Below are 14,076 nucleotides of genomic sequence, written 5' to 3'. Positions count from 1 at the left end.
TAATGGAATATATGCTGGTTATTCTCACCAGCTATTTAATTGGTTCAATTCCCAATGGGCTAATAATCGGCCAAAGCTTTTATAAAGTCGATCTAAGGCTGTTCGGCAGCAAAAACATTGGAGCTACTAATGCATTTAGAACGCTTGGTCCGTGGCCCGCGTTCTGGGTATTTCTTACCGATGCATTGAAGGGTGTGGCTGGGGTACTCATTGGACAGTACCTCGGCCATACTGCTTTGACTGAATTAATCGGCGGCATTGCTGCTATTGCTGGTCATAACTGGTCAGCATTTTTAAAGTTTAAGGGTGGTCGCGGTGTAGCGACAGGTCTTGGTGTTATTGCAATTATTGTTCCTAAAGTTACGCTAATTGTTTTTATTGTATGGGCACTCATAGTATATTTTACACGCTATGTATCATTGGCATCCATTGTTGCAGCGGCTTTGGTACCTATTACTATGTGGTTATTAAATGCCAGACAGGAGTTTTTTTATTTTGGCATATTGGCCGCTTTATTTGTTATTGTCAGACATCGCCCCAATATTGAACGTCTCTTAAAAGGTCAAGAATCCAAAATTAAAGCCGGGTGCAAGCCGGATGTCAGTTCCGAAAAGGAGAAGTGATTTTAATAAAATGCATATTGCAGTAATCGGCGCAGGCAGCTGGGGCACAGCTTTAGCTTCCGTATTAGGACAAAAGCATAGTTCTGTTATGCTGTGGGTTAGATCTGGCAAACTAGCTGAACTTATCGCGTCAACTAGAGAAAATCCCGACTATTTGCCTGGTTGTAAATTACCGGAAGCAGTTCAAATTACAAATGATTTAGCTAAAGCCGCAATTAACGCACAATTACTCGTGTTAGCTACACCATCGCATGCGATACGCGAAACAGCCGCAAAATTATCACCGCTTATCCAGACTAACGCAGTTATTGTTAATGCCGCAAAAGGTTTAGAACTAAATACTGTAAAACGTATGTCAGAGATAATTGCTGAAGAATTGCCTGTAGTTGCTAATAATATTGCCGTTTTATCCGGTCCTAATCATGCCGAAGAAGTAGCACTAAGGTCTCCTACGGCCACAGTAGCTGCGGCTGAATCCCGCAAAATAGCCGAGTATGTACAAGAGACCTTTATGCTGCCATTCTTTCGTGTATATACTAACCCTGATATTGTCGGTATAGAGTTGGCGGGAGCACTTAAAAATATCATTGCTCTTGGAGCTGGTATTTCCGAGGGGTTAGGATTTGGTGACAACGCTAAATCAGCCTTAATGACCCGTGGTTTAGCCGAGATTACTAGACTTGGTATGGCGATGGGCGCAAATCCGTTAACTTTCGCCGGCCTTGCTGGTATTGGTGATCTTATTGCTACCTGCACCAGCAAGCACAGTCGCAATCGTCGTGCCGGCCTTCTGCTGGCAGCAGGTAAAACTTTCGAACAAATTCAGGATGAAACTTCTATGGTCGTTGAAGGCATACGCGCAACAAAAGCGGCAAATCAGCTTGCCACCAAATATAACATTGAAATGCCGATAACCGAACAAATTTACCAAGTTCTCTACCAAAATAAATCCCCTAAAGATGCTGTCCTTGATTTGATGACACGTACCAAAACCAATGAAGTTGAAGAAGTTGCACTTAATAATTTAAATTGGAACTAAATAAACTTGGCATAAAAAAGTATGGTAGCTAATAAAGTAAGGTATGATTTACTTTTTAGTTACCATACTTTTTTATATTTTGTAATATTTGGAGTGGCCTGTCATATATTTATAATGACAATTACCGTAATCAGGGAGGGAGACGCCAGATGGAAAAATTCGACCTGTTTAGAGATATCGCCGAACGCACCGGTGGAGATATTTATATTGGTGTAGTCGGCCCAGTCCGCACTGGTAAATCTACTTTTATTAAGCGTTTTATGGAGACCATGGTACTGCCTAACATTACTGATCCTTATGACAAGGAACGCGCAAAAGATGAGCTGCCACAAAGCGCAGGCGGCAAAACTATTATGACTACCGAACCTAAGTTTATTCCCAATGAGGCAGTCGAAATCAATGTTAAAGACAATGTAAATGTTCGGGTGCGGGTTGTAGATTGCGTTGGCTACACAGTAGATGGCGCACTTGGCTACGAAGAAGAAGAAGGCCCTCGCATGGTGCTCACACCCTGGTTCGAAAATGAAATTCCGTTCCAGGAAGCAGCCGAGGTTGGCACCCGTAAGGTAATAACCGAACACTCAACAATCGGTTTAGTTATTACTACAGACGGTTCTGTTACCGATCTGGCTAGAGATAAATATATTCCGGCTGAAGAACGCGTTATCACAGAACTAAAAGAACTTCAAAAACCCTTTTTAGTTCTTCTTAATACTAATAGACCAAATTCTAAAGATACCCGGGAACTTGTAGCTAAGTTAGAAGGAAATTATGACGTACCGGTTATTCCTGTAGACTGCGCTCAATTAACACATGATGACATCTATGGTATTTTGCAAGAAGTATTATATGAATTCCCCGTTAAAGAAGTTAACATTACACTGCCTAAATGGGTCGAAGAACTTGATAAAGACCATTGGCTTCGTCAAAAATTTGAGGGAGCAGTTAGTGATGTAGTTCAATATATCCGTCGACTACGCGATATAGACAGAGCGATTGATGATTTATCAGGTTATGACTTTGTTGCCGACGTAATCCTTCACGACATGGATCTTGGCAGCGGCATTGCCGTTATTGAAATGACCGCCCGCTGTGATCTATTCTATAGTGTTCTTGAAGAACTAACCGGCTTCACCATTACTGGCGAACATCATCTATTACGTCTCATGAAAGATCTTTCTGTAGCCAAACGGCAGTATGATAAGATTTCCACGGCTCTTGAGGATGTTGAACAAACAGGCTATGGTATAGTACCGCCACAGCTTGATGAAATGATATTGGAAGAACCCGAAATTATACGTACAGGCAATCGTTTTGGTGTAAAACTTAAGGCTTCTGCACCATCTTTACATATTATTAGGACAGATGTGCAAGCTGAAATTTCACCAATTATCGGTACTGAAAAACAAAGTGAAGAGCTAATACAATATCTTATGCGTGAATTTGAAGGAGAACCTGAAAAAATCTGGCGAACCAATTTATTTGGTAAATCATTAAATGAACTTGTCCGTGAAGGTATTCAAAATAAACTGACAGGTATGCCGGAAAATGCACAAATAAAACTAAAAGATACACTGCAGAAGATTGTAAATGATGGTAGTGGCGGGTTAATATGTATCATTTTTTAAAAAGGACTATATTTTTCACAAAACTAATCGTCAGTCTGTAAAGGGCTGACTTTTTTTTTGTATTTTCGCTTGTATTTATACGCTATTTGATGATATAATGTCTACCATATACAGATATAAATCCGCAACAGCAGTACCAAGGAGGGAATCGTATGGTTACAGGTCAAAAAGCCGTTTTTTATCTAGTTCGGGAAGAGATTTTGCCTGAAGCGATAAAGAAAACAATTAAAGTAAAAGAGTTATTAAAACGTGGAGAAGCAAGAACAATTAACGAAGCCGTAGAAAAAATGGAATTAAGCCGTAGCGCCTATTATAAATATAAGGACTATGTATTTCCGTTTTACGAAGCTAGTAAAGAAAAAATTGTTACACTTGCTTTATTATTAGAGCACAAATCAGGTGTATTATCGAGAGTTTTAAACACTATCGCTAATGAACATGGAAGCGTACTTACCATCAATCAGGGCATCCCGTTACAGGGAGTTGCCAACGCAACAATCTCCATTGAGACTGCCGAGTTAGTTATTGATTTGGAAGCAATGCTTGACAAACTACGCATGGTAGACGGAGTGAAAAGGCTAGAAGTTTTAGGTCAAGCTTAGGAGGAGAACTATGAGCGCAATCCATATTGCCTTGCTGGGAATGGGGACTGTCGGTACCGGTGTTGTAAAAATATTATCTAATCATGCTCCTAACATTGAAAAAAAGGTAGGAGCACCCGTTATTATAAAGAAAATACTGGTACGAAATCCCAATAAAACAAGAGATATAGCTACAGATGCTCAGATTGTCACCAATTTTGATGAAATATTAACTGACCCTGACATCAAGGTTGTTGTTGAAATTATGGGTGGCGAATTTCCTGCTAAAGACTATATGTTAGCCGCACTTAACGCGGGCAAACATGTTATTACCGCAAATAAAGACGTCGTCGCTAAACATGGCCGCGAACTATTTGAAGCGGCCGAAGAAAATCATACCGATTTCTTATTTGAAGCTAGCGTTGGCGGTGGTATTCCCATTATCAGACCACTTAAACAGTGCTTAGCCGCCAATAAAATTAGCGACATTATGGGTATTGTCAATGGTACTACCAACTATATGCTCACCAAAATGACTAATGAAAAAATGGATTACGGCGATGTGCTGGCAGAAGCCCAAAGTAAAGGCTACGCTGAAGCCGACCCTACAGCTGATGTTGGTGGTTACGATGCAGCCCGCAAAATTGCTATTTTGGCTTCTATCGGATTTGGTGCCAGAATTACCTTGGATGACGTCTATGTTGAAGGGATAACTAATATTACTATTGAGGATATAGAGTACGCCCGGGAACTTGGCTATGTAATCAAACTTCTCGCTGTAGCCAAACAAGATGAACACGGCATCAACGTCCGGGTACATCCGGCGTTCTTACCCAATACGCATCCGTTGGCCGCAGTAAATGACGTATACAATGCCATATTTATCAAAGGTGATGCCGTAGGAGAAACTATGTTTTATGGCCGCGGCGCAGGGGAATTACCAACAGCCAGTGCAGTAACTGCCGATATTATTGATGTTGCCCGTGATATTCGCCATAATGTCAGCAGTAGAATCTTGTGCACTTGCTTTGAACAAAAACCTATATATCCTGTTAACAAGACTGAATCCCCTTACTATATCAGGTTATTAGTAGAGGATAAACCGGGTGTGCTAGCGGCAATCGCCGGCGCTTTTGGCGCTCAACAGGTCAGCCTGCACTCAGTAATTCAGAAACGTAAAGTTGGTTCTGCAACCGAACTTGTACTTATAACCTACCGGGTATCGGATGAAAGCATCCGCCTAGCCATGAATACCTTGCTTGGTATGTCCATAGTGAGTAAAATTGGCAACGTAATTCGCGTAGAAGCAGAACAAATTTCATAGCATAACAAGGTGGCGATACCATGGCAAATGCCGTAAAAATCCGCGTACCGGGAACAACGGCCAACTGCGGTCCAGGCTTTGATGCGGTCGGCATAGCCTGTACAATATATAACGAGCTGGAGCTTAGCTTGAGCAATGAAGGCGGGATATCTCTCGAAGTAATTGGCGAAGGTGCGGGAGCCATCCCCTCCGATAATTCCAATGTTGCCGTTAAGGCAATTAAAATGGTTCTAGCCAAAACCGGCCACAATTATCAAGGTATCCAATTGAAACTGACAAATAACATTCCTTTAGCAAGGGGACTGGGAAGTAGTGCTGCAGCCATCGTCGGCGGCCTTATCGCTGCTAACGAACTAACCGGTAACTCGCTTACTAAAGAAAATATTCTTGACATGGCAACCGCTCTTGAAGGTCATCCCGATAATGTGGCTCCAGCTATTTTTGGCGGGATTACCATTAGTATCCTAGACAGCGGTAATACCCAGTACTTACGCTTCCTGCCACCCAGCGGCTTTTCTATGGTAGTTGTTATTCCTGCGTTTAATTTATCGACAAAGGCGGCCCGTAAAGTTTTACCGGACTCGGTACCTTTTTCCGATGCAGCTTTCAATGTAGGCCGGACAGCGCTCTTAGTTGGTGCTTTGTGTTCCGGCGAACTAAAACTACTATCTTCAGCGCTTGAGGACAAATTACATCAACCATACCGTGAAAAACTTATTCCGGGTATGGCGCAGGTACTGTCAGCAGCTCGTCAAGCCGGAGCCCTGGGAGCCGCGTTAAGCGGTGCCGGCCCCTGTCTTATAGCCTTTACTTCTAGCAATCCCGAGGAAGTAGGGCACGCAATGGTTAAAGCCTTCAGAATCCATAATGTAGAAGCAAAGTTTCATATACTAAATATCGATACGCAAGGCGCAATTAAATTATAGCTAATAACGAACCCCTGCTCAAAATAAATGAGCAGGGGTTATTTTATGTATTTTTACGACACAATAACTTCAACTGACTGAATTTTACCATTAGGATTAGAGCTCAGGCTTAGTTTACTACTACGACAACAGGAGGTATCCCTCGTGGCTAAAGTAATCGTTATTGGTGGGGGGTGGGCAGGCTGCAGTGCAGCCGTATCCGCAAAGAAAGCCGGGGCAGAGGAAGTAATCCTGCTTGAGCGAGCAGATATGCTCCTTGGTACAGGATTAGTCGGTGGTATCATGCGCAACAATGGCCGCTTCACAGCTACTGAAGAAGCCTTTGCACTGGGCGGTGGTGATATATTTGAGGCAATTGACAAAGTTGCCCGCCACAAAAACATTGAATTTCCCGGCCATAAACATGTTACCCTTTATGATGTTGCCCATATTGAACCTGCCATTAGAAAAGTTTTAGAGAGTTATGGTATTACCTATAACCTTATGGCCAGAGTACGCGATATTACTATGGAAGGTCAAAAAATTAAATCCGTTATTACCGACAAAGACGACGAAGTATACGGTGATGCTTTTGTCGAAGCTACCGGTACAGCTGGCCCACAAGGTCAATGCAGCAAATACGGTAACGGCTGCGTAATGTGCATTATTCGCTGCCCGTCGTTTGGCCCTAGGATAAGTATTGCCGCCCGCGCTGGTGTTAGGGAAATGCTCGGAAGAAAAGCGGATGGGAGTTTGGGCGCAATGAGTGGTTCATGCAAGCTTCATAAAGAATCCTTAAGTCAAAATATTGTCAATGAACTTAATACCAAAGGAGTTGTTGTTGTCCCTATCCCGGAGGAGCTAAAGAAGGCTGATTCTCTTTCAATTAAAGCCTGTCAACAGTATGCCTTAAAAGAATTTGCTGACAACCTAATTCTTCTTGATACCGGCCATGCCAAACTGATGTCACCATTCTATCCTCTGGACAAATTGAGGAAGATACCTGGGTTTGAAAATGCCCGTTACGAAGATCCCTATGCCGGTGGCGTAGGGAATTCGATGCGGTTTACGGCGCTGTCTCCTCGTGATAATACCCTTAAGGTTCAAGGCGTAGACAATCTATTTTGCGGCGGCGAAAAAGCCGGGCTCTTGGTAGGTCATACCGAAGCCATTGTTACAGGCACACTAGCAGGTCACAACGCCGTTCGCTATACTTTAGGAAAAGAACTTTTAGTACTGCCTGAATCCTTGGCTATTGGAGATGCGATTGCCCATGTCAGAGAACAGATGCAAACAGAAGATGGCTTAAAACTTAAATACACTTTTTCCGGCGCCGACTATTTCAAGCGTATGCAGGAAAAAGGCTTATATACTACTGATGTCCAAAAAATAAAAGATCGTGTAGCCAAAACAGGTTTAACCAATATTTTTGCCCGACCCATCAAATAATAGTAATGGGAAAGTTTTAAATAACTACGATTTTCCGCCTTATCTAGATGTTGGCATAACACTTCAAGGTAAAATCCATACCCGTCTATGCCGTTGGGCGAAACAAACAGACTAATCGAAGCTTCCATAAAAAGCGGGGCTGTGCTGTTGACAACACAGCGTAAATTAGGTAAAATATAATTTGTCAGTCAGCACATATAAGAAAATAAATGACGGCATAAATATCGGGGCGTAGCTCAGTTTGGTAGAGCGCTACCTTGGGGTGGTAGAGGCCGCACGTTCAAGTCGTGTCGCTCCGACCAGAATTACAAGAAAAAATCTAGATAAGTTAGGACTTTGCGAGTTTTACTTGCAAGGTTTTTTTTATTGTCAAACCAAAACTACCCTGATAACACCATCGTGAAAATGCCTTGAACGATTATTTCACCTAGCGGATGATCAAATAGGAAACTCCAAAATACTTACACATTCCATTGAAGAATGCTTTTTTAATCTTCATGCACATTTTTTTTGCAATGATAATATAAGACAACTGTTATTGTCTTTGATAATAAATTCCAGTAGTATATAATTCATAAGCTACAGTTCTTTTTGTTGCCTATTGTTTTATTATTTTCTGACTAATAGACAATGATATGCATTCAATTTAACGTCTTGCCAGGGAGCAAATACCATGAAACGAACTTGGATTACAATTTGTTATATAATAATTATCCCTTTCTTAGGATTAACTGCAATAGCACTAAACGTGAATCAGCATGATAAAACCGCTGCTGATCAGCAACCGATAGTAGAAAAATCGTCAGTACCCAATAAGAGGATTTATAAACCGGCTAATGCTAATGAATCAAGAAATGATTTTACAACGAATATTGTTACTAAACCACAAAAAGTTGACTGGACAGGTGCGGTCTTGTTTGCCACGGTAATGCAATACCTAGAAACTCCACAGACTAATATCCAACAATTATTTGACGGAAAAATAAACCGTCTTAGTCAGGAAGAATTTTATGCTGGATCATACTATTTGGAAGACAGTTTGTATTGTGAATTAATATGGATTTCAAATAAGGATCATTTGTCATTGGGTTTTAAAATATCGGGCATAACTCCGAATGTCAAAGCGTTAGAAAATGTAATAGAAGCAAGATTAAACAAGCCATCAAAAGAAATTTATCAAAAAAATGATTATATGAAAGGGTGGTATGATAAGACATACAATAATATGAATTATGATATTGAATATTACCACCACGCTGACAATGAGCGATCAACTTTAATAATGAACATTCATCCGTACGTTTATCATTAAGATGATTGGAAAGGGATGCTATTTTGAAGAACACGATTGGCATCATAATTTTTCTGTTGATTTTAGTATCATGTTATTTTTATCAAGAAAGTTTTAATGCTAATGAACGGAAGGACGTAAATATTGAATCATCATCAATACTTGCGCCACCTACAAATGAAACTATTGAACCATCAGATACTTTTGTGGAAAAAAGAAGTACTTTTACATATAAAGATCAAACAATTCAATACCTACTTATTTTCCCTGCTGGATACACCCAAACTACCAATCGGTGGCCATTAATTTTATTTTTACATGGAAGTTCACTTCGTGGACAAAATTTAGATTTAGTGAAGGAATATGGTCCAACCTGGGTTGCAGAACGCCGCATCGATTTTCCCTTTGTTGTTCTTGCACCACAATGTTCCGAAAATGATGACTGGGTGAATAAGCCAGATATTCTAGTTACACTGCTTGATGAAGTTTTAAAGAAATATCGTATAGATCAGGACAGAGTTTACTTAACAGGAACAAGTATGGGAGGAAGGGGCACATGGTCTTTAGCTTGTCAGCATCCGGAATATTTCGCAGCAATCGCTCCTCTGGCCGCTGCCAAACCAATAATTCCCACAAATTGGAGTAAGCAAATGATTTCTATGCCAATATGGGCTTTTCATGGCGAAAAAGATACTATTGCTCCACTAAAAAATGATGAAGCTATCCTTGATGCACTACGCAATCAAGGAGGTACACCTCGTTTCACGATTCTGCCCGGTCAAGGACACTACATCGCTGGTGTTTATAAAAATCAAGAACTTTATGATTGGTTTCTTACCAATACTCGTACTCATCTGCATTGATATAAACAATAGTGAAAGTAAGTAGCTTGCTGAACAGCTGATACCGATGTTTTTGCCATCGGTCAAGAGTCAGACTCAGTTGCTCATAAAAAATTTATCGGACATAACACCTAATCTAGGTCATTCGATGCTTACTGCATTACAGCCAAAAGAGATCCACATACTCACGAACTTGAATTTTCTAGATTACTCTTACTGACAAAGCCGCTAGCCTATGTTGGGGTGGGAGAGACCGCACGTTCACTCTCCGAGCAGAAAATTCGCGGGTTCGCAGGTATTGCGAATCCGCTTTTGTATTAATCTATCTCCAGAGTTGTCCCCTAAAGCAATTTTAAGTGGACAAAATTACATATTGTACACATATAAAGGGCAGGTCATTAATGACCTGTCTTTATTTTAATGTCTACTTAATGAAAGTTACATTTTCATAGTCGTTCGTAAAAATGGCAATATCAAAAAATGTCCACTTCCGCCGGACTTTTTGGCAGGAATTTCCAGATAGATGAAGAAGTAGCAACGATGTGAGCGAATTAGACATTTCAAAAGCTTTACCTTTGATCCGGGCGGAGGCAGTGATCTCCGTAAAAATAAAAAAGGAGCAGTGATAAACATGGTTGAATCAAGTACCCCGCAAGCCCAGACGGATAAATCAATGTCCAAAGCAACAGGCGCTTTATTTTTCATTCAGACTTTTTCCACGCTTGGATATGCAATTCTTTACTCAACGTTAGTACTTTATGCAACAAAAAAACTGGAAATACCCACAGATATGGCAACCGCCGTAATGGGCAGCTTCGCCGCCTTCAATTACGGGCTGCATTTTCTTGGCGGCTACATGAGCGGGAGGTTTATTTCCAATCGTCACCTTTTTATTATCGGTATGGTGTTTCAACTGATAGCTTGCTTTGTTATGGCACAATGTACTATTTTTACGATGTTCCTGGGATTGGCCATGTTCCTGACGGGATGCGGTCTCAATGTAACCTGTATAAATAATATGCTTACCCAGTTGTTTGACGCGGAAGACCCGCGGCGGGAAAAGGCCTTTTTATGGAACTACAGCGGCATGAATATTGGCTTTTTTATTGGCTTTACAGTGAGTGGCTATTATGAATTAGCTGCCGATTACACCTCTTTATTTCTTTTCGGTGGCATTGGAAACTTGGTCGCCATTGTAGTTGTACTCCTTAACTGGAAGATTTTAGCCGACAAGGATACTTACCTTACGGATAAACCGGTTGGGGAACGGCACAAACAGTTGTGGAAAGCTTACCTTATTATATTTGGACTCTTTGCAGCCTTGAATGTTTTACTTAAAAATTCCGACTTAAGCAACTACTTATTAATTGGCACCGGTATTGCAATGTGGGCCGTCACTCTGGCCATTTCCCTATCAAGGCCAACATTGCAAGAAAAGGCCCGAATGTTGGTTTTCTTTATTCTCACCATGTCTTCCCTGGTCTTCTGGATGTTATACCAGCTTGCTCCGATGGCCTTGGTCATCTTTATTGATAACAATGTAAATAACATCATGGAGATTTTCGGAAATTCCATTAAAATTGCTCCGCAATGGGTTCAAAATATAAATACCGTAGTAATTGTTTTTGGTGCTCCGGCTATGGCTTGGTTATTAGATATTTTACGCAAGCGCGGCTTTACTATTTCAAACCCCACACTGTTTGCTATTTCATTAACTTCAATTGGCATTGGTTTTGTCATATTGCCTTTAGGTATCAGCCTGGCGGATGCAACAACCGGTTTGGTAGCTTTTAGCTGGGTATTCTGGTCCTATATTTTGCAAAGCATCGGCGAACTTTGTATCTCCCCAATCGGATATGCGATGGTCGGAAAGCTAATACCGAAAAAATTGCAGGGAATGATGATGGGTATTTGGATGATGACCTCCGGCGTGGCGGCAGTTGGCTCTACTTATATTTCCAACTGGGCTATGGGCAATTCAAATGAAACTAACCCTCTATTGACGAATGCCGGCTATTCTCACACGTTCGGTATCATTGGCTGTATTGCAATTGGCGTAGGGATCCTCCTATTTATCCTATTACCCTTGCTTAATAAAATGATCGACTCAAAAGAGGAAATGCCAACAAGCATAAGTGCATAATCCTTCTTAAAGCAAAGAGGAAGTAATAATCAGAAGAAAGAGCCTGATAGTAGTCACAACATTACTATCAGGCTCTTTTGTTTAGTGTTCTCGATTTTTTTTTGCCTTTTTGTACCCACGCAACTATGCTATTGAAAACGCTGACGTGCCACCCCGACTTATTCAAGCTGAAATCTTCACTAACTATTAACCATTAACTGAACTATTGCTAAAATCTGGTCGTTGAGGCTGTTATGAGCATCTGATAAACTAATATAGATACTTGTATTGGGCTAGATAGAATAATATCGCGTGAGGCTAGTTTTCTAGAAAGTAGGGAGGTTCGTTTTGGTCAAAAGCAGTTCTAATCGCAGACTTGACACCTTGCTCATCATCGTATTCTTAATTATTTCCGTACTTATCGGCAGACTAGCAATTTTACAGATGATCCAAGGCAAATCTTATGCGCTGCAGGCCGATGATAATCGCATAAGATTGATGCCAATCACTGCCCCGCGTGGTACCTTTTATGACCGAAATGGTACCTTATTGGTTACTAACCGCCCAGGTTTTACCGTATCGTTAGTGCCAATTTCCGGTCCAATAACTGATGATGTTATTATCAAGCTTGCAAGCATTTTAGACATGAAACCAGAGGAAATTAAAAAGAAGATTGCACAGCAAGAGAATCCACTTGAACCAGTTCGCATAAAAAATGATGTTGGTCCTGAAATTGTCACCAAAATCGAAGAACGCCGCAACCAACTTGAAGGAGTTGTTATTGAAGTTCAAGCTGTGCGGAATTACATTAACAACGAAATGGCTGCCCATCTCTTTGGTTATGTTGGTGAAATAAGTGAGTCAGAGCTTGAAAAAGCAAAAAATGAAGGTTATAAAACCGGAGACCTTGTTGGAAAATCCGGTCTGGAAAAAGTATATGATAAAGAGTTACGCGGCGTTAACGGCGGCAGCCAAATTGAAGTAAATGTTAGCGGTAAACCGCAACATTTACTAGGAAAAAAAGAGCCGATACTTGGTAACGGTTTGGTACTTACAATTGATGCCAAAATACAGAAAGCCGCCGAACAAGCCATGGATAACCAATTATTATACTTACAAAAACAACTTGGCAATCCGAATGCCAAGGCAGCGGCGGCTGTTGCTATTAACCCGCAAACGGGAGAAATTCTAGCAATGGTAAGCCGTCCCACCTTTAATCCCAATTTATTTAACGGCGGGATTTCAGCCAGAAACTGGAAAGCAATCACTGATAATCCTGACAACCCTATGCAAAATCGAGTAATAAATGCTGAGTATCCTCCTGGATCTGCTTTTAAAATAGTTACCGGTACAGCAGCCCTGGAAATGGGAAAAGTGACACCTGAAGAAAAGATTTATGATACTGGCCGCCACTGGCTAATACCTAAAGGCAACGCTCATGGCGCAGCATTAGGATGGATTGACTTTAATGTTGCGATGGTCAAATCAGATAATGTCTATTTCTATGAAATGGGTAACAGGGTAGGTATTGATAACTTAGAAAAATGGGCTAGAGCCTATGGTCTCGGAGCAAAGACCGGTGTCAACTTACTTGGCGAAGATGAAGGTCTTGTTGCTAATCGAAAGTACAAAGAAAAAGTATACGGAGAAGAATGGTACTTATCTGAAACCTTCGACGCTGCTATTGGTCAAGGTTTTCAATTGGCTACACCGCTGCAAATGGCTTCTTTGATTGCCCAAGTAGCCAACGGCGGCCACCGTTACCGCCCTTATCTGGTAAGCAAAATCGTATCGCCAGAAGGAGCAGTCGTTAAAACGTTTGCTCCTGAAGAGCTGAGCAGAGTACCAGTTTCCGAAAAAAATCTCAACGTTATCCGCAACTCTCTTAGGGCTGTTATTGCGCCCGGTGGCACAGCTTCTTATATCTTTGAAGGATTTCCAATACCAATAGCCGGCAAAACCAGCACTGCTGAGAACTCGCACGGTGACGACCACGGATGGTTTGTCGCCTATGGGCCTTTCGACAACCCGACAATTGCCGTAGCAGTAATTGTCGAGCAGGGCGGTTACGGCTCAGATTCCGCTGCGCCAATAGCCAGAAAAATTATGGAAGCAGCCTTTAATTTGCCGCCTGCCAAAGATGTGGCTGACATTTTCGCAGAAGGTGAAGCCGCAAAAGCAAATGGGGGGCAGGCCAAGAAATAACTGTTATCCAATATTGCCCGAATTAAAAAATCTTACATTCTATTATTTCTAAATAGTTAGCAGCCCT

The 14,076-nt window shown here is 41.3% G+C and carries 11 protein-coding genes and 1 tRNA gene; all 12 read left to right on the top strand.

The window, feature by feature from the left end; translation table 11 throughout:
• The first annotated feature begins 2 nt into the window (after positions 1-2).
• Positions 3-623, top strand: coding sequence for a glycerol-3-phosphate 1-O-acyltransferase PlsY (plsY, locus tag SRRS_RS12695; RefSeq protein ID WP_371369338.1), 621 nt, complete (start codon positions 3-5; stop codon positions 621-623).
• Positions 598-1,662: an NAD(P)H-dependent glycerol-3-phosphate dehydrogenase gene (locus SRRS_RS12690; RefSeq protein ID WP_371369336.1), complete on the top strand. Its 1,065-nt coding sequence runs from the start codon at positions 598-600 to the stop codon at positions 1,660-1,662. The genes plsY and SRRS_RS12690 overlap by 26 nt, the downstream gene beginning before the upstream one ends.
• 149 nt (positions 1,663-1,811) lie before the next feature.
• A complete protein-coding gene (spoIVA, locus tag SRRS_RS12685; RefSeq protein WP_371369334.1) occupies positions 1,812-3,290 on the top strand; it encodes a stage IV sporulation protein A in 1,479 nt (492 codons plus the stop codon).
• Positions 3,291-3,442: 152 nt separating this feature from the next.
• The gene (locus tag SRRS_RS12680; RefSeq protein WP_371369332.1) at positions 3,443-3,892 is read left to right on the top strand and encodes an ACT domain-containing protein; all 450 of its coding nucleotides are present in this window, start codon (positions 3,443-3,445) and stop codon (positions 3,890-3,892) included.
• Positions 3,893-3,902: 10 nt separating this feature from the next.
• Positions 3,903-5,195 carry a homoserine dehydrogenase gene (locus tag SRRS_RS12675; protein ID WP_371369330.1) on the top strand — a complete coding sequence of 431 codons (1,293 nt, stop codon included), beginning with the start codon at positions 3,903-3,905 and terminating at the stop codon, positions 5,193-5,195.
• Positions 5,196-5,215: 20 nt separating this feature from the next.
• The gene (thrB, locus tag SRRS_RS12670; RefSeq protein WP_371369328.1) at positions 5,216-6,121 is read left to right on the top strand and encodes a homoserine kinase; all 906 of its coding nucleotides are present in this window, start codon (positions 5,216-5,218) and stop codon (positions 6,119-6,121) included.
• Positions 6,122-6,265: 144 nt separating this feature from the next.
• Positions 6,266-7,549: an FAD-dependent oxidoreductase gene (locus tag SRRS_RS12665; RefSeq protein WP_371369326.1), complete on the top strand. Its 1,284-nt coding sequence runs from the start codon at positions 6,266-6,268 to the stop codon at positions 7,547-7,549.
• A 225-nt stretch (positions 7,550-7,774) separates the two neighbouring features.
• Positions 7,775-7,851 (top strand) — tRNA-Pro (locus tag SRRS_RS12660).
• Positions 7,852-8,222: 371 nt separating this feature from the next.
• Positions 8,223-8,861 carry a hypothetical protein gene (locus SRRS_RS12655; protein ID WP_371369324.1) on the top strand — a complete coding sequence of 213 codons (639 nt, stop codon included), beginning with the start codon at positions 8,223-8,225 and terminating at the stop codon, positions 8,859-8,861.
• A gap of 23 nt (positions 8,862-8,884) precedes the next feature.
• Positions 8,885-9,703, top strand: a complete 819-nt coding sequence (locus SRRS_RS12650) for a prolyl oligopeptidase family serine peptidase (protein WP_371369322.1) — start codon at positions 8,885-8,887, stop codon at positions 9,701-9,703.
• 610 nt (positions 9,704-10,313) lie between these two features.
• On the top strand, positions 10,314-11,825 hold the full coding sequence (locus SRRS_RS12645; protein ID WP_371369320.1) for a peptide MFS transporter: 1,512 nt from the start codon (positions 10,314-10,316) through the stop codon (positions 11,823-11,825).
• A 327-nt stretch (positions 11,826-12,152) separates the two neighbouring features.
• Positions 12,153-14,009: a penicillin-binding protein 2 gene (mrdA, locus tag SRRS_RS12640; protein ID WP_371369318.1), complete on the top strand. Its 1,857-nt coding sequence runs from the start codon at positions 12,153-12,155 to the stop codon at positions 14,007-14,009.
• The last annotated feature ends 67 nt before the right edge of the window (positions 14,010-14,076 follow it).

This window comes from Sporomusa rhizae (genome assembly GCF_041428845.1).
Classification (GTDB): Bacteria; Bacillota; Negativicutes; order Sporomusales; family Sporomusaceae; genus Sporomusa; species Sporomusa rhizae.
This window is presented reverse-complemented; position numbering and strand designations above follow the sequence as displayed.

Bases quoted from the DNA above. Each gene is read 5' to 3' on its own strand.
- SRRS_RS12690 (WP_371369336.1), top strand. From the start codon at position 598: ATGTCAGTTCCGAAAAGGAGAAGTGATTTTAATAAAATGCATATTGCA.
- SRRS_RS12645 (WP_371369320.1), top strand. From the start codon at position 10,314: ATGGTTGAATCAAGTACCCCGCAAGCCCAGACGGATAAATCAATGTCC.
- SRRS_RS12675 (WP_371369330.1), top strand. From the start codon at position 3,903: ATGAGCGCAATCCATATTGCCTTGCTGGGAATGGGGACTGTCGGTACC.
- thrB (WP_371369328.1), top strand. From the start codon at position 5,216: ATGGCAAATGCCGTAAAAATCCGCGTACCGGGAACAACGGCCAACTGC.
- SRRS_RS12655 (WP_371369324.1), top strand. From the start codon at position 8,223: ATGAAACGAACTTGGATTACAATTTGTTATATAATAATTATCCCTTTC.
- SRRS_RS12680 (WP_371369332.1), top strand. From the start codon at position 3,443: ATGGTTACAGGTCAAAAAGCCGTTTTTTATCTAGTTCGGGAAGAGATT.
- spoIVA (WP_371369334.1), top strand. From the start codon at position 1,812: ATGGAAAAATTCGACCTGTTTAGAGATATCGCCGAACGCACCGGTGGA.
- plsY (WP_371369338.1), top strand. From the start codon at position 3: ATGGAATATATGCTGGTTATTCTCACCAGCTATTTAATTGGTTCAATT.